The organism is Bradyrhizobium sp. CCH5-F6, assembly GCF_001556045.1.
GTDB lineage: Bacteria > Pseudomonadota > Alphaproteobacteria > Rhizobiales > Xanthobacteraceae > Bradyrhizobium.
The window spans coordinates 13013-36539 of sequence record NZ_LSIC01000050.1 but is presented as its reverse complement, the minus strand read 5'-3'; the positions used below and the strand labels follow the sequence as shown (position 1 = coordinate 36539).

General features: G+C 65.6%; 21 protein-coding genes. 4 read left to right on the top strand and 17 right to left on the bottom strand.

What is annotated here, in order from left to right; genetic code table 11:
* Position 1: 1 nt before the first annotated feature.
* Together phnH and phnG are read right to left on the bottom strand one after the other, a co-directional pair.
* The gene (gene phnH, locus AX729_RS08550) at positions 2 to 610 is read right to left on the bottom strand and encodes a phosphonate C-P lyase system protein PhnH (protein WP_061022000.1); all 609 of its coding nucleotides are present in this window, start codon (positions 608 to 610) and stop codon (positions 2 to 4) included.
* A 4-nt stretch (positions 611 to 614) separates the two neighbouring features.
* Entirely contained in the window at positions 615 to 1079 is a 465-nt protein-coding gene (gene phnG, locus AX729_RS08545; RefSeq protein ID WP_082770384.1) for a phosphonate C-P lyase system protein PhnG, read from the bottom strand.
* Positions 1080 to 1184: 105 nt separating this feature from the next.
* Between phnG and phnF the strand changes: the two genes are divergently transcribed.
* Entirely contained in the window at positions 1185 to 1916 is a 732-nt protein-coding gene (gene phnF, locus AX729_RS08540; protein WP_061021998.1) for a phosphonate metabolism transcriptional regulator PhnF, read from the top strand.
* Positions 1917 to 2082: 166 nt separating this feature from the next.
* Here the strand turns inward: phnF and phnE (AX729_RS08535) are convergent, their stop codons facing one another.
* From phnE (AX729_RS08535) to phnC, 4 genes are all read right to left on the bottom strand, one after another.
* A complete protein-coding gene (gene phnE / locus AX729_RS08535; protein ID WP_061021995.1) occupies positions 2083 to 2898 on the bottom strand; it encodes a phosphonate ABC transporter, permease protein PhnE in 816 nt (271 codons plus the stop codon).
* Positions 2899 to 2927: 29 nt separating this feature from the next.
* On the bottom strand, positions 2928 to 3812 hold the full coding sequence (gene phnE, locus AX729_RS08530; protein ID WP_061021994.1) for a phosphonate ABC transporter, permease protein PhnE: 885 nt from the start codon (positions 3810 to 3812) through the stop codon (positions 2928 to 2930).
* A gap of 72 nt (positions 3813 to 3884) precedes the next feature.
* Positions 3885 to 4820: a phosphonate ABC transporter substrate-binding protein gene (gene phnD, locus AX729_RS08525; protein ID WP_061021992.1), complete on the bottom strand. Its 936-nt coding sequence runs from the start codon at positions 4818 to 4820 to the stop codon at positions 3885 to 3887.
* Positions 4821 to 4886: 66 nt separating this feature from the next.
* Entirely contained in the window at positions 4887 to 5696 is an 810-nt protein-coding gene (gene phnC / locus AX729_RS08520; RefSeq protein ID WP_061021990.1) for a phosphonate ABC transporter ATP-binding protein, read from the bottom strand.
* Positions 5697 to 5869: 173 nt separating this feature from the next.
* On the opposite strand from phnC, the gene AX729_RS08515 reads away from it, so the two are divergent.
* From AX729_RS08515 to AX729_RS08505, 3 genes are read left to right on the top strand one after another with little or no spacing between them, the layout of a single operon-like run.
* Positions 5870 to 6541 carry a transferase hexapeptide repeat family protein gene (locus AX729_RS08515; protein WP_061022129.1) on the top strand — a complete coding sequence of 224 codons (672 nt, stop codon included), beginning with the start codon at positions 5870 to 5872 and terminating at the stop codon, positions 6539 to 6541.
* Positions 6538 to 7731 carry an alpha-D-ribose 1-methylphosphonate 5-triphosphate diphosphatase gene (locus tag AX729_RS08510; RefSeq protein WP_061021988.1) on the top strand — a complete coding sequence of 398 codons (1194 nt, stop codon included), beginning with the start codon at positions 6538 to 6540 and terminating at the stop codon, positions 7729 to 7731. The genes AX729_RS08515 and AX729_RS08510 overlap by 4 nt, the downstream gene beginning before the upstream one ends.
* A gap of 18 nt (positions 7732 to 7749) precedes the next feature.
* Positions 7750 to 8448 carry a DUF1045 domain-containing protein gene (locus tag AX729_RS08505; protein WP_061021986.1) on the top strand — a complete coding sequence of 233 codons (699 nt, stop codon included), beginning with the start codon at positions 7750 to 7752 and terminating at the stop codon, positions 8446 to 8448.
* Positions 8449 to 8451: 3 nt separating this feature from the next.
* Here the strand turns inward: AX729_RS08505 and AX729_RS08500 are convergent, their stop codons facing one another.
* The 11 genes from AX729_RS08500 to AX729_RS08450 form a co-directional block, all read right to left on the bottom strand.
* Positions 8452 to 9045, bottom strand: a complete 594-nt coding sequence (locus tag AX729_RS08500; protein WP_156456822.1) for a hypothetical protein — start codon at positions 9043 to 9045, stop codon at positions 8452 to 8454.
* A gap of 83 nt (positions 9046 to 9128) precedes the next feature.
* Positions 9129 to 10529 carry a selenium-binding protein SBP56-related protein gene (locus AX729_RS08495; protein ID WP_061021981.1) on the bottom strand — a complete coding sequence of 467 codons (1401 nt, stop codon included), beginning with the start codon at positions 10527 to 10529 and terminating at the stop codon, positions 9129 to 9131.
* A 304-nt stretch (positions 10530 to 10833) separates the two neighbouring features.
* Positions 10834 to 11775, bottom strand: a complete 942-nt coding sequence (locus AX729_RS08490; RefSeq protein WP_061022127.1) for a dihydrodipicolinate synthase family protein — start codon at positions 11773 to 11775, stop codon at positions 10834 to 10836.
* Between the two features lie 124 nt (positions 11776 to 11899).
* The gene (locus AX729_RS08485) at positions 11900 to 13981 is read right to left on the bottom strand and encodes a methyl-accepting chemotaxis protein (protein ID WP_061021980.1); all 2082 of its coding nucleotides are present in this window, start codon (positions 13979 to 13981) and stop codon (positions 11900 to 11902) included.
* 112 nt (positions 13982 to 14093) lie between these two features.
* Positions 14094 to 14864 (bottom strand): enoyl-CoA hydratase, encoded by a 771-nt coding sequence (locus AX729_RS08480; RefSeq protein ID WP_061021978.1) that lies wholly within the window; start codon positions 14862 to 14864, stop codon positions 14094 to 14096.
* A 14-nt stretch (positions 14865 to 14878) separates the two neighbouring features.
* Positions 14879 to 15328, bottom strand: a complete 450-nt coding sequence (locus AX729_RS08475; protein WP_061021976.1) for a MarR family winged helix-turn-helix transcriptional regulator — start codon at positions 15326 to 15328, stop codon at positions 14879 to 14881.
* A 48-nt stretch (positions 15329 to 15376) separates the two neighbouring features.
* A complete protein-coding gene (locus AX729_RS08470; RefSeq protein WP_061021974.1) occupies positions 15377 to 17038 on the bottom strand; it encodes a tannase/feruloyl esterase family alpha/beta hydrolase in 1662 nt (553 codons plus the stop codon).
* An 80-nt stretch (positions 17039 to 17118) separates the two neighbouring features.
* Entirely contained in the window at positions 17119 to 18363 is a 1245-nt protein-coding gene (gene serA / locus AX729_RS08465; RefSeq protein ID WP_061022126.1) for a phosphoglycerate dehydrogenase, read from the bottom strand.
* A gap of 249 nt (positions 18364 to 18612) precedes the next feature.
* Positions 18613 to 19845, bottom strand: a complete 1233-nt coding sequence (locus tag AX729_RS08460; protein ID WP_061021972.1) for a rhodanese-like domain-containing protein — start codon at positions 19843 to 19845, stop codon at positions 18613 to 18615.
* A 69-nt stretch (positions 19846 to 19914) separates the two neighbouring features.
* The gene (locus tag AX729_RS08455) at positions 19915 to 21099 is read right to left on the bottom strand and encodes a PepSY-associated TM helix domain-containing protein (RefSeq protein WP_061021970.1); all 1185 of its coding nucleotides are present in this window, start codon (positions 21097 to 21099) and stop codon (positions 19915 to 19917) included.
* Between the two features lie 2 nt (positions 21100 to 21101).
* The gene (locus AX729_RS08450; RefSeq protein WP_502686903.1) at positions 21102 to 23315 is read right to left on the bottom strand and encodes a TonB-dependent siderophore receptor; all 2214 of its coding nucleotides are present in this window, start codon (positions 23313 to 23315) and stop codon (positions 21102 to 21104) included.
* Between the last annotated feature and the right edge of the window lie 212 nt (positions 23316 to 23527).

Below are 23527 nucleotides of genomic sequence, written 5' to 3'. Positions count from 1 at the left end.
TTCAGCTTCCCTTGCTCACGACGCGCGTGGTGCGCGGGATCGCAACCACGGCGTCATCGGCGACCAGCACCACGTCGATGCCGCGCGGAAACAGCGCCTCGTTGATTCGCAGGCGCTCGAACAGGTCGAAAGGCTTGATCGACGCCTGCAGGGTCGCGACACCGTCGATGCCGGGGCCGTGAAGCTCAAAGCTGCGCCCGGAGGCCAAGCTATCGACCTGAATGATCACCGTGGTCGAACGATCCGGGTATTCGCTCGTCCCTAGCGCAAAACGATCGAGCGATGGAAGCGCGGCACCGTCGCCGATCAGCGCGAAGCTCGCGATCGAGCAATCCTGCACCACCGGCGCGCCGGTATGAAATTTCAGCCATTTCACCAGGTCGGAGCCCTCCGCCATCCGCGCATCGAGCCAGAGCGGCGTGTCATGGTCGAACAGCGTCAGCGCGATTGCGGCGGTACCGCGCATCATCGGCCCCGTCGCCCCCGTCATCGGCACGATGCGCTGAACCGAGCCCGGCCGCGCCATCGCGTCCATGACCGAGCGAAAGGTCGACTGCGCCGACAACACCTTGTCGGCAAAACCCGGCGGCAGTTCCGCAATCGTGGTCATGATCTCAGCCCTCACCGCGCACCATGGTGTAGAAATCAACCTTCGTCGCGGCGATCTCGGCCGCCGCCTGCTTGCGCCGAATCATAAGCTGCTCTCGCAAGGGCGCGATGACATCCCGCTCCACCATGCCGCCGTGATCGCGGGATTGCACCATCGCATCGCACAATGCGATCAACCGCGCCTTGTCACCGTCACGGCCGAGCGTGTAGCCGAAACCGATTTCACCGCTCGCAAGCCGCACGGCGGCGCGCGACACCGTGGCCTCGCCGAGATTGAACGGCGCGCCGTCGCCGCCGACCCGGCCGCGCAGCATGACGAGACCGTTTTCGGGCGCGCGCAGATCCTGATGGGCCGGGAGGGCCAAGTTGCGGAGGCGAGCGGCGATCTCGCCCGCCTCCGCTTGCGCCAGCACCGCCATCGCGGCCTTGCGCCGGGCTTCCTGATTGTTGCGCTGCGTCACCTGGTCCACCGAACTTGCCGCATCGAAGTTGTCTATGATAATAGACAACTTCATACGGACGCGCCATGACTGTTTCGTGACAATGATGTGATTTCTGGAGTAGGTTCCCGCGACATGAGCATGCAGGACACAGCCTCCTCGGGCGTCGCGCTATGGCGCCTCGTTGCCGACGGCATCGAGCGCGGCATCGCCGACGGCCGCTTTGCGGCCGGCGACAAGCTGCCGGGCGAGATGGAGATCGCCGAAACCTATCGCGTCAACCGCCACACCGTGCGACGCGCGCTGGCAGCCCTCGCCGAGCGCGGCCTCGTGCGCGCCGAACGGGGCAGCGGAACCTATGTCGAGGCGCAAAAGCTCGCCTATCCGCTGCGCTCGCGCACGCGCTTCTCCGAGATCGTCGGTGCGGGTGGCCGGGAACCGCATGGGCGGCTGATCGAGGCGACCGACGATATCGCGACGCGCGAGCTCGCACGGGAACTGGGACTAAAGACCGGCGCGCCTTTGGTGCGGATCGAGGCGATCCGACTCGCCGACCGCACGCCGATCTGCGTTTCCACCACCTGGCTATCGGCGGAGCAGTTTCCGGACGCCGGCGCGGTGTTCGCGGCGACGCGCTCGATGACGAAGCTGCTCGCACATTACGGCGTGCGCGACTATCGCCGCGGCGCGACCCGAATCACGGCTGGCATCGTCGATGCGACCGACGCCGCACGGCTCGATCTGGCGCTGGGGCGGCCGATTCTGGTGGTCGATGCTTCCGACCACGATCTCCTGGGCCAGCCGCTGGTGACGAAGCATTCGCGCTTCGCGGCGGAGCGCGTGGAGTTTGTGGTGGAGAACGGGTGAGAGCGCCCTCTTCCCCTCTCCCCTTGTGGGAGGGTGGCTCGTCGCGAAGCGACGAGACGGGTGAGGGGTTTCTCTCCGCGAGTCCCATTCTCATTTGAGTGCGCGGAGAGAGACCCCTCATCCGGCGCTTCGCGCCACCTTCTCCCACAAGGGGAGAAGGAAGAATTCACGCCACCGCCCGCCGCCCGATGATCGCAAACCGCAGCTTGCCCGAGATGAAATCGATCGCGGCGACCGCGACGAGGATCATCAGGATCAGGAACGAGACCTTCTGCCATTCCAGCACGCGGATCTGTTCGGCGAGCTGGAGGCCGATGCCGCCGGCGCCGACGATGCCGATGATGGTGGCCGAGCGGGTGTTGGATTCGATGAAATAGAGCACCTGACCGGCGATGACGGGCAGCACCTGCGGCAGCAGGCCGAAGCGGATCTCGTGCAGCGCGCTACCGCCGGAGGCGCGGATGCCCTCGACCTGCTTCTGGTCGGCGCCCTCGATCGCCTCGGAGAACAGCTTTCCGAAGGCGCCGAAATCCGACACGGCGATGGCAAGCACGCCGGCGAACGGGCCGAGCCCGACGACGTTGATCCACACCAGTGCCCAGATCAGCGTGTCGACGCCGCGGATCGAATCCAGGAAACGACGGACCGGGAAGCGGAGGAAGTTCGACGGCACCACGTTGCGCGCCGCGAGCAGGCTCACCGGCAGCGCGAACAGCGCCCCCAGCGTGGTGCCGAGCAGCGCGATCGACAGCGTCTCGCCGAGCGCCTTCAGATAGACCGGCAGCGAGGAGCCGGGATCCGGCGGGATCATCATCAGGCTGATCCAGCCGAGCTGGCTGAGGCCGGCAAAGAAGCGCGACGGCGAGAAGTCGAGATCGACGACGCCGTAGACCAGGATCGCGAACGCCCCGACGATCATCGCGGGCGTCGCGAGCCGCGCCGACGCCGGCCGGTCGAACACGTCGGGATAGCGCGCACGCATCTGCGCGGCATCGACCTCCTGTGGAGTCCTCACGTCCGCGCCTCCTTGCCGAACAGGCGGCCGCGCAGCCAGCCGGTGGTGATGTCGATGATGAAGACGGTGACGACGATGGTGAGCAGGATCGCGCTGACGTCCGAATAGTAGAACTTGCGGATGGCGACGACCAGCTCCTGACCGATGCCGCCGGCACCGACGAACCCCATCACCGAAGCTTCGCGGACGTTGATCTCGAAACGCAGCAGGGCGTAGCTGGCATAACCGGCGGTGACTTGCGGCACCACGGCGAAGCGCATGCAGGAGAGCCAGCTCGCCCCGGTCGAGCGGATGCCCTCGACCGGCTTCATGTCGGCATTCTCGACGATCTCGGAGAACAGCTTTCCGAGCGCGCCGGTGGAGTGGATCGCGATCGCCAGCACGCCCGCCATCGGCCCGAGGCCGAAGGCGATGACGAAGACCAGCGCGAACACGATGCCGGGCACGGTGCGGGCGAATTCGAGCAAGCGCCGAACGACGAAGCGCAGCCAGGGCGCAGGCGAGGTGTTATCGGCCGCGAAGAAGTTGAGGGCGAAGGCCAAAGTGGCGCCGATCAGCGTGCCGACATAGGAGATCAGCAGCGTCTCGGCCAGCATCTTCAGCCATTTGCGCCAGCCCCAGAACCACTCGCCGACATCGGTCCAGACACGCTGGCCGTTCTCGAGCGTGAGGATGCGGTCGAAATAGCTGAGGAAGTTGCCGAAGTAGGTGAACAGCGTGCGCAAATTCACTTCCGCGCCAATCGCGGCGAGAAGCAACGCGGCGGCGAAGACCACGGCTCCCAGCAGCAGACGAAGCCGCCGGCGCGCGACCGCCTGGCGATAGGCGGCATTGAGCGCGGCAAGCTGCTGCTCGGGAAGGATCGAAACCGCTGTCGTCATCGGCCGAACAGGTCCCTTCAAAGAAAGAGCCGGGTCCGAAGGACCCGGCTCGAGTTGCATCGTCCCAAAACGTCAGGACGCCTTCTTCTTACGCAGCGCATCGACGAACTTGATCAGCTCGATCGTGCCATCCCAGTCCTTGGTGGTGGCGGGATGAAAACCCTTCTTCTGGCCGTCGGAGAGACGGTCGAAGGCGGCCTTGTCCTTGGCCGGCGCGTCGAAGAACGCTTTCGCAATGGCGGCCTTGGCGTCTTCCGGCAGGTCGGAATTGTAGGCATAGGGGCCGTTGATGATCGGCGCCGATTTGTGGACGATGCGGAAATCGTCCTTCTTCATCGCCGAGCCGTCGGCGTTCTTCAGCATGCCCTTGATCAGCATCTGCGCCAGCGTGGAATCGTTGTCGCTGGTCCACTGGTTGGCCGCGACGTCGACCGTGCCCTGCGCCAGCGCCAGCATCGCATTCTCGTGGCTGCCGGTGAAGACGACCTTGCTGAAATAGGTGTCGGCATCGTGGATGCCCAACTTGTCGAGCTCGAAGCGCGGCACGTTGTTGCCGGAGGTCGAATTCGGGTCGACGAGGCCGAGGTTCTTGCCCTTGAGGTCGTCGATCTTCTTGTAGGCGCTGCTCGCCTTGACGAAGAACACCGAGTAGTAGCCGGTCGAGCCGTCGGCGTTGATGTCGTTGGCGAAGGCGTCGGTCTTGACGCCGGTCAGGCGGGCGCGGGCGAACGAGGCCGAGCCGTAGCTCGCGATGTGGATATTGCCGGCGCGCTGACCCTCGATCACAGCGGCGTAGTCGTTGGCGATGCGCAGCGTGACCTTCACGCCGAGTTGCTTCGAGAGGTATTCCACGAACGGGGTCCAGCGCTCGGTGACTCCCGAGGCGTTCTCGGCCGGCACGACCGCGAAGGTCAGCTCGGGATATTTGGCTTTCCAGTCGCTCGCCGAGGCGGAGGCGGAGAACGCGAGCGCGGCGGCGCCGGCGAGGACTAATCTGCGAGTGATCATGATACCCTCTTCATCGGTTGGGGTCGGTTGACGCAAGAACTTGCAACGAAACAGATGCGTCGCGACTCAGGCGGCCGCGGCCGTTCCGAGTGCCGGGACACCCGCAGGCGCCGGGGCAGGCGTGCCGCCCATAACGTCGGCGGCTTCGAGATCGTAGAGCTCGCGGGCGACGTGATCGGTCAACTCAGCCGGCGCGCCGTCGAACACCACGCGCCCCTGCGCCATGCCGATCAGGCGATCGCAATAGCTGCGGGCGAGATCGAGCGAATGCAAATTGCAGAGCACGGTGATGCCGAAATGCTTGTTGATGCGCAGAAGCGCATCCATGACGATCTTGGTGTTGCGCGGGTCGAGCGAGGCGATCGGCTCGTCGGCCAGAATGATATCGGGCTGCTGCACCAGGGCGCGGGCGATCGCGACGCGCTGCTGCTGGCCGCCCGAGAGCTGATCAGCGCGCTGGGCGGCGAGCGAGGCGATGTCGAACTGCTCCAGCGCGGACATCGCCAGCGCCTTGTCCTGCTCGGGCCAGGCCTGCGTCAGGGAGCGCCAGGCCGGCATCGTCGCGAGGCGCCCCATCAGCACATTGGTGAGCACGTCGAGCCGGCCGACCAGGTTGAACTGCTGGAAGATCATGGCCGAACGGGCACGCCACTGTCGCAGCTCCTTGCCGCGCAAGGCGGTGACGTCTAGGCCGTCGAACAAAATACGGCCCTGCGACGGTGTCGCGAGGCGGTTGATCGTCCGCAGCAGCGTCGACTTGCCGGCGCCGGATCGGCCGATCACACCGACGAAGCCGCCCGGGGAAACCTGAAACGAAGCGTCGTCCACCGCGGCTTTCGCGCCGAAGCGACACGTCAGACCATCCACCACCAGCATGCAGCGCTCCAGAGTAGCTGGAGGCAACCAGCTAACGTCTGTGCTTAACACTTGTGTGACAGCACCATTGCAGCGCAGCGATCAAGCACGCTTCATCCACTGTCATCTGGACGTCATGCTATCGTCATCAAGCCACCCGAAGAGAAATGCCCGCCCTCCGCCTCGGATTCAACATGGCCGCCAAAAAGCTCTCGGTCCAGCCGACAATCGATCCCTCCGCCAAGCTGCACGAGACCCGGCTCGGCGCTTATACCGAGGTCGGCGCGCGCACCATCCTGCATGAAGTGGCGATGGGCGATTACTCCTACGTCGTCAACGACGCCCAGATCACCTACACGACGATCGGAAAGTTCTGCTCGATCGCGGCGATGACGCGCATCAATCCCGGCAACCATCCGATGCACCGGGCGACGCAGGCGCACTTCACCTACCGTTCCAGTGCCTATTTCGAGGGTGAGAGCGACGACGCCGAGTTCTTCGACTGGCGGCGCCAGCATCATATCCATATCGGCCACGACGTCTGGATCGGCCATGGCGCGATCGTATTGCCGGGCCGCAACATCGGCACGGGCGCGGTGATCGCCGCCGGCGCCATCGTCACCAAGGACGTGCCGGCCTACACCATCGTCGCCGGCAATCCGGCACGCATCGTGCGGCGGCGGTTCTCGGAGGAGATCTCCGGGCGGCTCGCCAAGCTCGCCTGGTGGGACTGGGATCACGACAAATTGCACGAGGCGCTGCCCGATTTCCGCAAGCTCGGGATTGAAGATTTTCTTTCGACATACGAAGCACGGGTGAGCTCCCTCACCAATTCTCCTGCCAGCAAACGAAGCGCGGTCGCGTGACAGACATATTCCTTGCGGGCGGCCGGACCCTGATCGGCGCCGAGTTCGTCGAAACCTCACTTCTGGTGTCCGGAACGGACATTGCACAGGTCGATGCTTCTCGCGGCCGCGCGCGGCTAGCGATCGACGCCCGCGACCTGCTGGTGCTGCCCGGCATCGTCGATCTGCACGGCGATGCCTTCGAGCGGCAGATGATGCCGCGCGCCGGCGTCGATTTCCCGATCGACGTGGCGCTCGCCGACAGCGACCGGCAGGCGATCAGCAACGGCATCACCACCGTCTTTCACGCGACGACCGGCTCCTGGGAGCCGGGCCTGCGCAGCGCCGGCAACGCGCGCGCCCTGATGGAGGCGATCGAGCGGCAGCGCCCGCAATTCGCAGCCGACACCCGCTTCCATCTGCGCCATGAGACCTACAACCTCGACGCCGAGGCCGAGATCGCCCAGTGGCTCGCCGAGGGCCGCGTCGACCTGTTTGCCTTCAACGACCACATGGACGGCACCGTCGCCGACATGGCCAAGCCGCGCAAGCGCAACCGCATGGTGGAGCGTACCGGCCTTTCGAGCGAGGACTTCGACCGGCTGGTCGAGCGCGTGGTTTCGCGCGCCGACGAGGTGCCCGCTTCGGTGTCACGCCTCGCCGCCTCTGCCCGTGCGGCCGGGGTGCGGATGCTCTCGCACGATGATGCAACGCCGGCGATGCGCCGCGAGTTTCGCGATCTCGGCGCTGACATCGCGGAGTTTCCCATCAACGAGGAGACGGCGCGGGCGGCGGCGAGCCACGGCGATGCCATCGTCTATGGCGCGCCGAACGTCGTGCGCGGCGGCAGTCACACCGGCTGGACCAGGGCATCCGACATGATCGCCAAGGGGCTCTGCTCGGTGCTGGCGTCGGATTATTACTATCCCGCACAGTTGCTCGCCGCGTTCCGCCTCGCCGCCGATGGCGTGGTGCCGCTGGCACAGGCCTGGGATCTGGTTTCCGCCGGCCCCGCCCGCGCCACCGGCCTTGCCGATCGCGGCGTGCTCGCGGAAGGACGCCGCGCCGACATACTGCTCGTCGACGACAGCGTGAAGCTGCGGCCGCGGCTGATCGCGGTGATCTCGGGCGGCAAGCTCGTCCATCTCACCGACGCGACAAGGCTGCTCACTGCCGTGACGGCGCCGCGCGAGGCTGTCGCCGCGGCGTAAATTGGTTATGCTGAGGTGATGACAGGCTTTCCCCGTTACGCGATCTATTTTGCCGCCGGCGCCGACAGCGCCCTCTCCCGTTTCGGCGCCGAGCTGCTCGGCTATGACGCCTATACCGGCGACGATGTGGCCTTTCCCGCCGACCCAATGCGCATCGCGCCGGACTGGCGCGACATCACCGCCGATCCCCGCAAATACGGCTTTCACGCCACGCTGAAGGCGCCGATGGCGCTGGTGTCAGGCAGGACCGAGGCCGAGCTCATGGCGGCCTGCGCGGAATTCGCCGGCCACTCGCGGACAATTCCAGTGATCAGCCCTATCGTCGATGCCATCAGCGGCTTCATCGCCGTCATTCCAGCCGAGCCGGTCGACGCTCTCCAGCAGCTTGCCGCCGATTGCGTTCGTGAATTCGACTCCTTCCGCGCGGCCCTCACCGCGGAAGATCGTGCGCGGCGCAAGCCCGAAAAGCTCACCGAGCGGCAGCGCGACTATCTCGACCGCTGGGGCTACCCCTACGTGATGGAGGAGTTCCGCTTCCACATGACGCTCACCGGCCGGCTGGATGCCGAGCGCCGCAGGCCGGTTCTAGAGATGTTGCGGACCCGGTTTGCGTCGCTGCGTCTCGGCGCGCTGGCGATCGACCGTCTCGCACTGTTCAAGCAGGACGAGGCGAAGGCTCGCTTCCGCATCATCGGCGAGTGGGCATTGACGCGGTAGGCCTCACTGCCAGCTCCCAAGATTGAAGGCGAGCGCCACGGCGCCGACCAGGACGAGGCTGGTCGCCCAAACAGCATCCAGATTGAACCAGCTTCGCGAGACGAATCTCAATCCCAAATAGCGGTAGACCAACCACGCCAGACATCCGCCGGCGCTGACCATGGCGGCAACGTGCACCAGGGACACCAGCGCCGCCATCCCGACACTTGCCTTCATCAACTCGCCCGCCGCCTCATGTCCGGCGTCGAGCTCGAAGGCCTGGCAGAGTCCAAGATAGATCGGCACGAGCATCAGGGCGGCGCCGTGAGCAATGGCGACGGCGAACGACCAGAGCACCAATTGCGTCGGCGGAATTCGTGCCAGTGCGCGCGGATGGCGCCGAACGATCAACCGGTAGACGCCGAAGCCGATGACGAGAAGGCTCGCACCGATCTGGATCGGACGCTGCCACTCCGCCAGAACGAGCAGGAACGCGAATGGCAGCAGCACGAGAAACGTTGCGAGCAGATGCCCGGCCGACAGGGCCCACAAGGCTTGGAAAAGCGCGCGCGGGCTCTTGTCCATGAGCCCGGCCGAAACGGCGAGCGGCCACCCCATGCCCGGATTGACTCCGTGATAGAGACCGCTCGCAACGAGAGCGAGCCACAGCCAGCCGAGTGCCGGGCTCGCCTGCCCCCAATCTAGACCGACGGATAGCAAAAGGAATCCGTCGAACAATCGCCGCCCTCGAGCCTGATCTGGTGCGCACGATATCCGTCGGGGAAGCTCACGAAATAGTTCTTGTCGAGCTCGAGGCCGCCGTTGCGACCGACATTAGCCATCACCTCAACGCCCGGAACCCCATCGGGATAGAACTGGTCATCCCAGGTGGAATAGAGCGAATTGGTCCAGTACACGCGCTTGCCGTCGCGGCTGATCTCGACCATCTGTGGACCCGCCGCAAAGGCCTTGCCGTTCGGATGCGGCGTGCGGCGCGCGATACCGCCGATATGGACCGAGCCCGCAAGCTTCGGCTTGCGCGGATCACTGACGTCGTACTGGCGCATTTCTCCCGTGCCCCAGCACGAGACATAGAGAAACCGGTCATCCATCGACAGGTCGATGTCGGTCACCAGCGGCGGCACGGCACCGAAGCCCTGGAGCAGCGGCGGGAGCTTCTCCTTTGGCGCGGGCTCGGGCGGGATCGTCGCGGTCTTCTCCGCGTGGAATTTCCCGCCTTCGCGCCACCACGTCCAGATCGATGCTTCGAGATTCGTAGTGTCGACCACGACGCCTACGAAGCCGTATTCGCGAACCGGATCGTGCGCCGGTCGTACCTCCAGCGCCATTTGATGATTGGCGCCGAGGTCGATGGTCTGGACGTTGCGACGTGCGCGGAGATCCCAGAAGTGCAGACGATGTCCATATTTGTTCGCAAGCAAATCTTCCGGGACGATCCCGTTCTCGAACTGCGGCGGCAACGCCCATTCACTCGTCACCATGTAGTCGCTTGGCAGATTCCACCAGAAATCATAATGCAGCGTCTGTGGACCGCGGTCGATCTCCCATCGTCCGAGGACCTCGAAGCTCTCGCAATCCATGATGAAGACGCCTGGAGGCCCGTTGGTGCCGTCCTTGCCGCCACCGCCCAGCGTGCTCACGTAAATGCCGTCCGGTCCGCAATGGATCGTGTGTGGCCGCGAATAGCCGGTCTTCCTGAAGACTTCCTCTGGCTCGATGATCTTGTGGATCTTGGCTTGGGTCGGATCGGGCTTGGTATCGATGATGTAGATGCGCGACGAGCGCAGCCCGGGAATGATGAGATAGCGCCGCTCGATGAAGGCATGTCCGGCGAGCGGCGACAGGGCGGAGGAGCAGGCATTCCAGCCGAAGTGATGAAACTCGTCGCCCTTGTTGGGCATCGTCACGGTGTGGACGATCTGGCTATAGGTTGGCGATCCCGGCTTGACGTCGATGACCGCGAGAGCATCCGGCTTCGAGAAGTCCGGACTGAGCAGCAACGTGTAGGCAAAGTTCTCCGCAGGTGCTTCCATCGCAAGCCTGGGCGATGCGTGAAAGGTGGGATCCGGCCTCATCGTCATGGCACTGCCTCCCTGTTCTGTCGGTTTGCGCCAAACTGACTCGGGATAACGGCATAGTGAAGAGGTATTGCGCGATGTCTTGACCGCTCCGCAGAGTCTGGTTGGTCAGCGTACGATACTTGATCGCCGGGTCCGGGGGAACTGGCGGAATTGCGCCAGTTCGACACCTGGAACCGAAATGGGCGGGCCCCATCACTGCGGCGCAACGGGGCAGTCCAGCTTGTCTCCGCGGAACCGGCCTGGATTGCTTCGTCGCTTCGCTCCTCGCAATGGCGACGGAAGGACCGAATTTCGGCGGGAGAGGTTACTTCCCCCACCGCAGCGCCAGCGCGTCGCGCTCCTTGGCGAGCTCCAGCAGGCCCGCGCGCGTTGCCGGATGCAGGGGCTGGAGCGGATGGCGCACGGCTTCTGACTTGATCACGCCGCCGGCCTGCATCATGACCTTGCAGGCGATCAGGCCGCATTGACGGTTCTCGTAGTTGATCAGCGGCAGCCAGCGCTCATAGGCGGCCTTCGCCTCCTCGCGCTTGCCGGCGAAATACGGATCGATGATCTGGCGGATGCCGTCGGGATAGCCGCCGCCGGTCATCGCGCCGGTGGCGCCGGCATCGAGATCGGCGAGCAGCGTGATCGCCTCTTCGCCGTCCCACGGGCCTTCGATGTCCTTTCCGCCCGCCTCGATCAGGCTGCGGAGCTTTGCAGCCGCACCTGCGACCTCGATCTTGAAGTAGCGGATGTTGGCGAATTCGCGCGACAGCCGCGCCAGAAGCTCGACCGACAGCGGCGTGCCGGCCACCGGAGCGTCCTGGATCATGATGGGAATGTCGATCGCGCCCGACAGCACCTTGAAGAATTCGACGATGCCTTTCTCGGGCACCCGGAAGGTTGCACCGTGATAGGGCGGCATCACCATCACCATGGCGGCGCCGGCCGCCTCGGCCTGCTTGCTGCGCGCCGCGCACACGGCCGAGCTGAAATGCGTGGTGGTGACGATCACGGGAACCCGTCCCGCGACATGTTCCAGCACCGCATGCATCACGGTCTCGCGCTCTGCGTCGGTGAGCACGAACTGCTCGGAGAAATTGGCGAGGATGCAGAGGCCGTGCGAGCCGGCATCGATCATGAAATCGATGCAGCGGCGCTGGCCCTCGAGGTCGAGCTCGCCGCGCTCATCGAAGATGGTGGGCGCGACCGGGAATACGCCGCGATAGGGACGCTGGGCCTTGTATTGCGGCGTGACCGGCATCGAACTCTCCATCCCTGATATGTCTTGCGTCTGTCGCCGCGCTCGTGGAGCGAGACGGCACAGATGTACCCGCCACGCGGACCGGCGGCAATGCCCGCGCGACGTTGGATGGTGAGAGAACGAACTACGCGGTCTTGACGGCTCCCAGGAAGCCCTCGACCGCGACGCGGAGACGATCGGCGTCGGCCGACATCTTCTTGACGGACTCCGTCAGCACCGTGCCGGCGTTGCCGGTCTCCTGGTTGAGCCTCGCGACGCTGCCGATGGTGTCGGTCACCTCGCGGGTGCCTTGAGCGGCCTGCTGGAAATTGCGCGAGATCTCGGTGGTGGCCGCGCGCTGCTGCTCGACCGCGGCCGCAATCGTCGTCATCTTCTCGTCGATGCCGCTGATGGCGCCGCCGATCGAGCGGATCGCGGCAACGGCCTGGCCGGTGGCGCCCTGGATCTCCTCGACCTGGCGCGAGATCTCTTCCGTCGCTGTCGCCGTCTGGGAAGCGAGGCTCTTGACCTCGCCCGCGACGACGGCAAAGCCGCGACCGGCCTCGCCCGCACGCGCGGCTTCGATGGTGGCGTTCAGCGCCAGGAGGTTGGTCTGGGCGGCGATCGCGTTGATCATCTTCACGACCTCGCCGATACGGCTCGCGGTCTGGTCGAGGATCTCGACCGTCGCGTTGGTCTGCTCGGCCTGGGCCACGGCCTCGCGGGCTTCGCGGGCGCTCGACTGCACCTGTGCGGAAATCTCGCCGACCGATGCGGAGAGCTCCTCCGTCGCGGCCGCGATGGTTTCGAGATTGTTGGTGGCCTGCTCGGCCGCGGAGGAGACCGCCGCGGTCTGGCTGCTCGATTCGGAGACCAGCGAGCGCACCCCGGTCGCGGTGGCGTCGAGCTCCCGTGTCGAGGCCACGACGCTCTGGATGACCGCCTGCACGGTGTCGTCGAAGCTGCGGCAAGCGGCATCGACGGTGCCGGAGCGGGCGAGCTGGAGCGCCTGCTGCGATTCGCGTTCCTGGCCCAGCCGTTCCGCGGTGGCCGCGCTTTCGCGCAGGCTCTCGAGTGCGGCGGCCATGGTGCCGAACTCGTCGGGATGGCGGGATTGCGGAACCGGCGTCGCATAATCGCGCGCGCTGATGCGCGCGATGGCATCGAGGATCGCGCGCACCGGACGCATGAGGCGATTGCGCACCACGAACACGCCGGCCAAGGTTACGGCCAGCGCGAGCAGGAACGCGAGCGACTGCACGATGAGATTGGTGAGGGCTTTTGCCTGAACCGCCTCCGCGCGCGCGATCGAGAGGTCGAGCGCCTTGTTGGCGACCGCGACGATGGGAGCGAAGGGCGATTGGCACAGCGCGTTCCATTCCGCGGCGGGCATCGCGGGACGGCCGCTGCCGTCGAAGGTCTTGGTCAGCTCGCCGATCTGCTTGAGGACGCCGTCGGTCTTGGCGCGTGCCTCCTTGGCCGTGTTGACGAGATCGGCGGTCACATCAGGCGCAGCCAGCAGCTCCTCCATGCCGGCCCAGCCGGCAGTGATGATGCCATTCCATCCGGCCACGGTCTGCTTCTGGGTCTCGTCGAGCGGCTTGGAGCCGTTGACGTTCGGACGCAGGGTCGAGCACTGGATGCCGTAGCGGTCGCGCACCTGCCAGGCAAGGCGGCGGGCCTGGATCATGCGGGCAATGAAGGGGTCGTTCATCCAGGCGCGGTTGGACACCGCAGTGGACGCGAGATTCGCCGTCTCGATCACCTTGGTGACGGAATCGTACCAGGGTGCGGTGCGCTCGACCTTGCGTTCCGCGCGCGGCAACTTGGCTTCGTCGTAGAACAGCTGGAACTTCGGCGCGGCCTCGCTCCAGCGCTGCTTCAGCGTGCTGGCCAGCTCGTCGCGCCGCGCGAATTCGACGGTCGAGAGTGCGGCGGCGATGGCGTCGAAACCGGCCTGCTCGGCCTTCTCGGCGGCGCCGAGCTTGGCGCGCGGATCGTCCTCGCCGAGCAGCGCGCTTTGGGCATCGCCGCGATTGTTGCGCAAGGCCAGCACGCCCTGGAAGATCGCCTTGTCGGCATTCGCGAGCCGTTCGGTCTCCAGACTGTCGCTGTAGCGGGAGAAGGCCCCGCCCATCTGAATGGCCGTGCTGGTCAGCGCACCGACGGCCAGTAGCGCCATCAGCACCAGGAGGAGCGTGCTTACCGATCTCTTAAAAATTGACATGGGTCGAGGGACCTAACTCGCGGGAGAGGTCACCTTGCACCGGAACATGCCAATGTTTCGTTAAGGTTTGAGTTGAATCCGAGCGATCCAACCTGCACGCATTCGGGATCCGCTATGCGACCCGGGTGAAATCCGGCGCTCGGCGCTCGGCAAAGGCCGTGAACGCCTCCCGCGCTTCGGCGGTGCGCAGGCGCTGCGCAAACTGCTCGCCTTCGGCCTGCATCTGCGCGACCAGCATCTCTCCATTGCGCATCAGCTTCTTGGTGGCCGTGAGCGCACCGAGCGGCTGACGGGCGAGACGCTGCGCGAGGGCGAGCGCCTCGGCATCGAGCTTGTCGAGCGGCACCACACGGTTGGCAAGGCCCCATTCCAGCGCCGACTTTGCGGGTACGGTCTCGCCGAGCGCGAACATCTCATAGGCGCGCGCATGGCCGATGCGCGCCGGCATCAAGAGGCTGGATGCCGCTTCCGGCACCAGCGCCAGGCTGACGAAGGGCGTCGACAGTTGTGCGTTGTCGGCGAGCACGACGAGATCGCAATGCAGCAGCATCGTGGTGCCGACGCCGACGGCACGTCCCTGCACGGCGGCGACCAGCGGCCGGGTGCAGCGCGCCAACGACTGGATGAAGCGCACGACGTTGCGGCTGCCTTCCGACTTGCCCGCTGCGACCGCCGCGAACTCGCCGACGTCGTTGCCGGCGGTGAACATGTCGCCCTCGCCGCGGATCAGGATCACGCGGGCGGACGGATCGAACTCGGCGGATTCGATTGTGTCCGCCAGCTTGCCATACATCGCATCGGTCAGCGCGTTCTTCTTGTCGGGACGCGCCAATGTCAGCGTGAGAATTCCAGCGTTGCTCTCGATCCGGACGTGCTCGGTCATTCGTCTGCTCCCTGTTATTCGTCTGAAGTTCTTGGAAACTTGTCCTGAATGCTGGTCAGCCAGCGCGCGACGATGTCGATCTCCGCGGCCGTGAATCCTTCCGTCAGCGCCGCATTGACCGCGGCCGCGTCGGCCTTCGCTTGCGCCAGCGCGGTACGCCCCTTCGGCGTCAGCCAGATGCGCCAGGCGCGGCCATCCTCGCGGTCGGCGCGCCTCTCGACCAGACTTGCGGCAGCGGTGCGGTCCACCAAGCCGGAGATGCCGGCCGGCCCGAGATCGAGCGCCGCGCCGGCTTCGCCCATCAGCACACCGTCCTGCCTGCCGAGGATGAACAGCAGCCCCGCCTGCGCAGGCGTCACCGTGCTCTGCGGCTGCGCCGCCATCCATCGCTGCAAGCGGCGGTGCGCGACGCTCAGCAGGTAGATCAGCCGATGATGCTTCGCTGCGGCCTCGTTATTTCGCATGCGAAGTATCTAGCCGCGCACGGGGCGATTGTCAAACCGGCCGTTTCGCTATGGCGCGCAGGTAAAACTCGACGCCTCCGACACCGCACCCGCCTTGTAGTGCGGCCAGGCTGGCCAGCGGCACAGCGGCAGCGCGCGCAGCGTCGCGAACGAGGGCGACTCGACCTTCTGCTCGGCAACCTCCAGATCGCCGGGCGCCTTGCCGTTCTCGACCCAGTCCACCAGCACGCTCAGCATGTCGACATTGGCCGGCGCGCCGGAGCCGACATGATCGACGCCGGGCGCGGTGTAGAGCCGCGCGAACTCCGCCGTCTCGGCCTTGCCCATCTTGCGCTCGACGTTCTCGAAATAGCGGATGCCGGCATAGGGACTCTGCGCATAATCGGCCATGTGCTCGAGCATGATCAGCCGGCCGCCGCGGGCGCGAAAACGGCTGAGATCGGGATCGGTCGAATCCATCAGCTTCGAGACCTCGAGCAACCGCGCCTTGTGCGCCTCGACCTTGTAGGTGGTCACATCGAGCTTCGGATCGCGCGCGAAGACATATTGAATGCCGCCGGCGCCGTAGATCCAGGCAATGCCGTTGTTGGGCGCAGGCGGCTGCGCCGGCGGCGCCGTGCCGAGCCACCACGCGACCCAGCCGCCGGTCGGCCCGATCGCCGGCGTATCCTCGCCCGAAACGCCCCAGCCCGGATAGTCGTCGAGACCGTTGGCGAGCGCGAACGGGAATTTGTAAGGAGCGTGCAGCGTGTTGATTGCCTTGATCTGGGGATCGGTGAGGCACTGGTCGCCACTCTGGCCCGTCGCGCAGCGCAGCGTCTCGACCTTGAATGCCGCCTTGCAGGCGACGGGATCCTGCACCAGCGCATCGTCGGAGCCGTCGGCCTTGTCGCAAGCCGCACGCACGGCATCGCCGACCAGCTTGACCTGCGCCGGATTGATCCAGCCCTCCCCCATGGTCACCAGGCCCGAGCGCGTTCCGGCATGTTGCAGACCGACCCAGTTGATCACGGGGACGCGGGCGAAGATGCCGTCGAAATCATCGGGGTAGCGCTGCGCCATGGCGAGGCCTTCGCGGCCGCCCTCGGACGAGCCCATGAAGTACATCTTGTCCGGCTTCCTGCCGTAGGCGCGCTGCATCAGCGCGACGGCGGCGTCGCGCACCTTCTTGTAGGCACGATGGGCGAAATTCTCGAAGGCCTCGTCGTTGAGCGCGAACACCTGCGGCGGCTCGCCCTGTCTGGTCTCGTGGCCGGAATCGGTGCCGTAGGTGACGAAGCCGCGCGCGAGCGGCGACGGCTTGTCGAAGGGATAGGCCGGCGGCAGCGCGAGGCCGGTGATGAGCACGCCATTGAACCCGCCGCCGCCATATTGCAGCGAACGGCCGTTCCATTCGACGGGAAGGTTGACCTGAAACTTGATCGGCGGCGCTTTGGGATCGACCGGATCGATGTGGCCGAGCACCTTGCAGAAGCGCGGATTGGCCGGCGTGATGCGCCCCGACGGCGTCGGCCCACGTTCGGCAACGGCGATTTGCGACGGCGCCTGCAATGTCGCGCTATCGATCTTCATAGCGTCACTACCGCCATGGAGGCCTTTGCAGACGGTCTCAGCGTCCTCCGTCAACGTCACGGCAAGCGCGGCGTTCGCGCTCAACGCAGCTGCCGTTCCCACGAGCAATCCGCACAGCTTCGCCCTCGTCGGAGTCATCGTTTCCACCCGGTTTCTTGTTTGTCGATCCGTCAGGAGACCGCATTGAATGCGACCTCCTGAAGCCCGTCAACAAGACTCTAGTGCTCGAACACCAGGCGCGCGCCGATGGTGCCGTCGAGGGCGCGGATCTGCTCGAGAAGCTCGCCGGAGTCGTGGCCGCCGAGATCGGCGTCGAGCACGACATAGCCGAGGTCGCCGGCTGTCTCCAGATATTGAGCGGCGATGTTGATGTCGCGCTGCAGGAACACCTCGTTGAGCCGCCGCAACATGCCCGGCACGTTGCGATGAACATGGCTGAAGCGCGCGCCGGAAGGGCGAAGATGCAGTTGCACTTCGGGGAAGTTCACCGCGCCCATGGTCGAGCCGGTGATGAAATAGTCGACCAGCTTGCGCGCCACCTCGCCGCCGATACGCTCCTGCGCCTCTTCGGTCGAGCCGCCGATATGCGGGGTGAGGATGACGTTCTCGAGGCCCTGAATGGGACTCTTGAAGCGATCGGAATTCGAGGACGGTTCGACCGGAAACACGTCGACCGCCGCGCCGGCGAGGTGACCGTCGCGCAAGGCGCGCGCGAGCGCATCGAGATCGACCACCGTGCCGCGGCTGTTGTTGATCAGGAACGAGCCGGGCTTCATCGCCCGCAGCTCCTTCTCGCCGATCATGCCTGCTGTCTCCGGCGTCTCCGGCACGTGCAGGCTGACGACGTCGCTCTGTGCCAGCAGCTCTTCGAGCTTCTCGACAGGCTCGGTGTTGCCGTGGCGGAGCTTGTCGGTGCGGTCGAAATAGATCACGCGCATGCCCATGGCCTCGGCCAGGGTCGAGAGCTGCGAGCCGATATTGCCGTAGCCGACGATGCCGAGCGTGCGGCCGCGCACCTCGCGGCTGCCGGTCGCCGACTTGTCCCAGCCTCCGGCGTGGGCCGACACCGAACGCGGAAAGATCCGCCGCAGCAGCATCACGATCTCGCCGATCACGAGTTCGGCGACGCTGCGCGTATTGGAGAACGGCGCGTTGAAGACGGGAATGCCGCGCTTGCGCGCCGCCGAAAGATCGACCTGGTTGGTGCCGACGCTGAAGCAGCCGACCGCGAGAAGCTGGTCGGCGGCGGCGAGCACCTCATCGGTGATCTGGGTTCGCGAGCGGATACCGAGCAACGACACGCCCTTGAGCGCGCGGCGCAGATCCTCGCCATCCAGCGCCTTGGTCAGCCGCTCGACATTGGCGAAGCCCGCGCTCTTGAACAGGTCGACGGCGCTGTCATTGACGCCTTCGAGGAGCAGCGCCTTCGCATTCCGCTCGGGGCCTTGGCCTGGGGCTGACATGGTCTCTCCGTAAGTCACAGCTTCGCCGCAGCTCATAGACCGCGGACGGTGCGCGGCACAATAGGGCACTGATACGGGGAGAAAATGGCGGGGCGGCAGGGACGGGTTACCAGACCCGTCATCCTGCGGTGCGAGCCAGCGAAGCGTTGCGTGGGAAGCCTCGAAGGATGAACGGCCCCGCTGCGGCAGGACCGTCGCCCTTCGAGGGCCGCTGAAGAAGCGGCCACGTCAGGGTGACGGATAACGGAATCAAATCACGTAGAACCCATGCGTGCCGTCGCGGCGGAGCTGCTCGACGAGGCCGTATTCCCAGTCGAGATAGGCCTGCATCGCAGCTTCGGCCACATCAGTCCCTTCATAGGGCCGGCGGTAGCGGTGTGCCGGATCCGGCTTCGGCAACACGTGCGGCGGGCCGATCTCAAGCGCGCCGTCATAGCCGCCTTCGAGCACATAGACCTCCCAGCCCATCTGGGCCAGCCACGACGCCGTCATGTCGGCGCGAACGTTCTTGTCGTCGGTCAGGATAATGCGCGCGCCGCGCACGGGTGCGGCCATGTCGGTCTCCTGGACGAGCTGGCCGCCGGGATAATGGCGAAAACCGGGGAGATGGCCGGCCGCATATTCCTCGGCCTCACGCACGTCGAAGCGATAGAGCGTACGATGGGTCTGCACGGCAAGCGCCGACATCTCGTGCGCACCGATATGGCGAACACCGGCGCGATAGGCGACATCGCGGGCATTGGCCGGGCCGCCCTCGAACGGCCCGATCGCGCCGCGCCTGTCAGCGCCATGGTCGAGCGTATGCCGCGCCAGCGTCCAGCCGATGGTGCCGTTGCGCAGCGCGCGCACCTTGTTGGGCACGCCGGCATTGATCAGCGACTGGGTGCCGATGATCGAGCGGGTACGGCCGGCGCAGTTGACGATGATCGTCGTCTCGGGATCGGGCGCGGCTTGCCCTGCCCGCAGCACCAGCTCCGCGCCGGGCACGCTGACCGAGCCCGGGATGTTCATGGTCGCATATTCGTCGAAGCGGCGGACGTCGAGAATGGTGATGTTGGCCTTGTCGGCGATGAGCTTGGCGACCTCGTCGGCGCTGAGCGAAGGCGTGTGGCGGCGCGACTCGACCAGTTCTCCGAACGCCTTCGAGTAGGAATTGACGTCCTCGAAAACCTCGAAGCCCGCCGCGCGCCAGGCCGTCAGCCCGCCGTCGAGGGCGGTGATGTTGGTGTAGCCGAGCGCGGCCAGACGCTCGGCGCCGGGCGCGACCAGCCCATCACCGCCATCATAGAGCACGATCGCCACATCCTTGCGCGGCAGCCTGACCTCGGCCTCTATCTCGATCCGGTCGAGGGCCATGTTGGCGGCGAACAGCGGGTGTCCGGTCGCGAAGGCAGCCTCGTATCGGAGATCGAGCAGCGCGATTTCTTCGCGCAGCAGCAGCGCACGGCGGAGGTCGGCGGGGGTAGCGGTCGGAAGCTTCATGGCGTGGATCCCGGGAAAGGCAGGCCATGGTTTCTGAACGATTGCAACCGCGTTGGCTAGTCTGTCCGCTCACTCACCGGGAACGAGCCGCCCGAGCGGCGGCTGCGCCGGGCGCCGCAGCTTGCGACGCGACAGATAGAGCAGGATGCCGGTGACCGAGAACAACGGCATCAGGATCGCGGCCATCATGAAGGCGAGCTTGCCCGGCCATCCCAGGATCGCGCCGCGATGGATGTCGTAAATGGCCGCGATGATCTTCTCGCCGAATGTCTTGTCGTCATAGCGCTCAGCCGAGACCATCTGCCCGGTGACTGCGTCGATACGAAATTCATCGCGTGTGGTCTCGAGCGTCCTATCGTTCCCCCACGACCGGATTCGTATCACCGTGCCAGAGCCAGCCGGCAGCGTCAGCAAGGCCCTGGAGAAGCGGCCGCCTTCCTCGCGCTGGAACGTCGTCCAGGCCCGATCGAATCCGATCGGCTGCGCGGTCCCAGGACGGTCGGCCGCCCGCGGCGACTTTGCGGGCATCTTCGCTACGGTGACGTGAGGACGCGCCAACAGCCAGGTCACGCCGTCCTTGTACCATTCGAAGGAGAACCACAGCCCGGTGAGCGTCATCGCGAGATAGACCGGAAGCACCCAGGTGCCGATCACCGCATGCAGCGACCGGTGCAGTCCGCGGCCGCTCAGCGCGAGGTTCGGCTTCAGCCACATCTTCACGCTGCTCGCGCGACGCGGCCAGCGCAACACGAGGCCCGAAACCAGCATGACGATCAGACCGAGCGCGATGGTGCCGGTGATCGGACGTCCCCAGCCCTTGGCGTCGCCGGGAATCAGCAGCCAACGGTGTAGCTTGCGCACGGTCGCGAAGAACGCCTCGCCGCGCGGCGAACCCAGCACGCGCGCGTCATGGGGGTCGACATAGAGCGAGCCCGGCCGGCTGCCCTGTTCGTCCCGCGCGAAGCGGACATGGACCGCCGCTGCCGGATCGCTCGACAGCGTGACGGCCGAGACTTTGCCGACATCCTGCGCCGCCTTCACCCGGGCGATCAGGTCGTCAGGCATCAGCACCGGCGTTTGACGCGGCGCGACCTGCATGATCCCGGCGTTGAGTTGATCGACGATCTCGTCCTCAAAACTCATGATCGCGCCGGTCAGCGCGATCAGGGCCAGCAGCAGCGCGAGCACGAGGCCCGCGACGGAATGGATCTGGAGCAGGGCTGCCTTGACCTTATGCCCGATCCGCACCGTCATCGCTAGAACTTCACCGTTGCCGACAGCGACACGCGGCGTGCGTCGCCGATGGCGACGCCCAAATTGTTCTGGGCGGAGGTGTAATAGAGCGTGTCGAACAGGTTCTTGACGTTGAGCTGATAGATGACCGGCAGTGTCTGGTGCTTCGTCTCATAGGTCGCGAAGACATCGGCAACGACATAGGATGGCAGCACGAACGTGTTCAACGCATCGCCGGGCCGGTCGCCGACATAGCGGGCACCGCCGCCGAGCCTGAGCTGACCGGGAAGCATCGTCCCAAAATCGTAGACCAGAAACAGCGAGGCCGTGTTCATGGCAACGTTCTGCAACTGCTTACCGGCATATGTCGGATCCTCGATCACGCGCGCATCGGTGTAACCATAGCTTCCGATCATGCTCCAATGGTCGGTGAGCCGGCCGGTGACGTCGAGCTCGACACCGCGCGAGCGGACCTTGCCGGCTGCGGTATATACGTTGAGACCGGTTGCCGTGTTGAGCTGGCTGACCAGCACGTTATGCTTCTCGATATCGTAAATCGCGAGCGTGCCTGAGAGGCGCTTGTTGAGATCGAACTTGAGGCCGGTCTCGTATTGCGTGCCCTCCTCGGGCGCGATGTCCGATCCGAGCACGACGCCGCCGCCGTTGCTGAGCGGAGCAATGGTGGAGTTCGGCTTCAAAGACTGGGTATAGCTCGCATAGAGCGAAAGCTCGTCGGTGAGCTTGAAGATCGCGCCGCCGAGCGGCAGTACCGCATCCGCGGAGACATTTGTGTTGGTTTTGAACGGCCTTCCGCGCCCGGCGAGCTGATCGTAGTCCATGTAACGCACGCCGCCGACCAGCGCAAACCGCTCGGTCAGATGCAGCGTGTCCTGGAAGAACAGCGACCATTGGCCGAGCTTATCGGTCTGGGCGCTGTCGCTATTCGAAACCGTCGTGCCCGGCCCGATCAGACCGTAGACCGGGTTGTAGACATTGAAGGACGGGGTCGCCTGCCGGATCAGATTGTCGCGGTAGATCGTGCGATACTGGCCGTCGCCGCCGAACAGCACCTCGTTGCGCATGTCGCCGAGCCAGAACCCGCCCGAGATGTAGGACGTCCCGTAGCTGGAATTGCTCAGCGAGCCCTGCGTGCCATCATTGCTGCGAGTCTCGACACCGGTATTCGCGTTGACGCCGGTGATGCGGAGCTGGTTCGCGCTGAAGGTCTCGGTGTTGTAGCTATAACCGGCAAAGAGCTTCCAGTCCTGATTGATGCGATGCTCGACCGAGGCCTGGATCAGGTCGGACGTCCCCCACATGTTGTTGTAGGGCTCGTCGAGCCGGCGCGTCTTCGGAATCGCCAGCGGCGCGCCGTTGATGAACGCCGTTCCGCGGTCGAACGGATAGATGAACTCGCGATGCTCGTAGTTGAGCTGGACCGTGGTGTCCTTTCCGTACCAGGCCAGTGACGGCGCAACCAGCATTTCGCGGTGCCGGCCGAAATTGCGCCAATAGTCCTCGCTGACGCCGTAGCCGATGAAGCGATAGGCAAGACCCTGATCGCCGATCGGGCCGGTGACGTCGAGCAGGCCGTCGGCGCCGCTGCGATTGTTCGCGTAGGTCGAGCCGAGCAGCGTGACCGAACCGTGCTGATAGAGCTCCGGCCGCTTGCTGATGGTGTTGACGATGCCGCCGGGATCCATGATGCCGTAGAGCAGCGAGGCCGGCCCCTTGAGCACCTCGACGCTTTCAACCGCGGGATTGAGACTGCGGCCCTGCACCAGCGGCATGCCGTTGCGCATGATCGAGCCGTCGCGATTGTCGCCGAAGCCGCGGCGGATCACGGCGTCCTGGGTGCCGGCGAGCGTGTTGGTCTGGGTGACGCCCGAGACGTTGGCGAGCGCATCGTCGATGTTGCGCGGGAGCTGATCCTTCAGCACCTGCTCGGGCACCACGTTGACGGCCTGCGAGGTGTCGAGCGGCGAAGCCCCGCTGCGCAGCGTGGTCGCACTCGGCATCGCGCGGTAGCCGAGCTTTGCGGCTTGCTGTGCGGCGGCTTCCGCGGCCGCTCGCTCCGAGAGCGTCGGCGCTGCGGGTGCGGTATTGCGACTACGTTGGCGCGCGGCGGTTTGCGAGCGGCGTGAAGCCTGATCCGATGCCCGCGCCGGTTTCGGCCGCTGCACCGGCGCTTCCACCGTCACGGGCGGCAGAGCGGATTGCGCCTGCGCGGTCGTCATGTTGGAGGGGCATTCGGCGAGCAGCACAGCCGCTCCGATGAGAAGACCCGCTCGGCTCTTGCCGGCACGGTGACGGTGGCCGCTAGCGCATTGGCCATCCAATTGAGCACGCACGTTCGATTCACTTCCAGGTCAGACGCAGCATTGAAGCTGGCGCGTCTAACAGGCACGGAGCGCGAGCGGAACCGTAGGCGGAGTTGAATCGCTCTAGT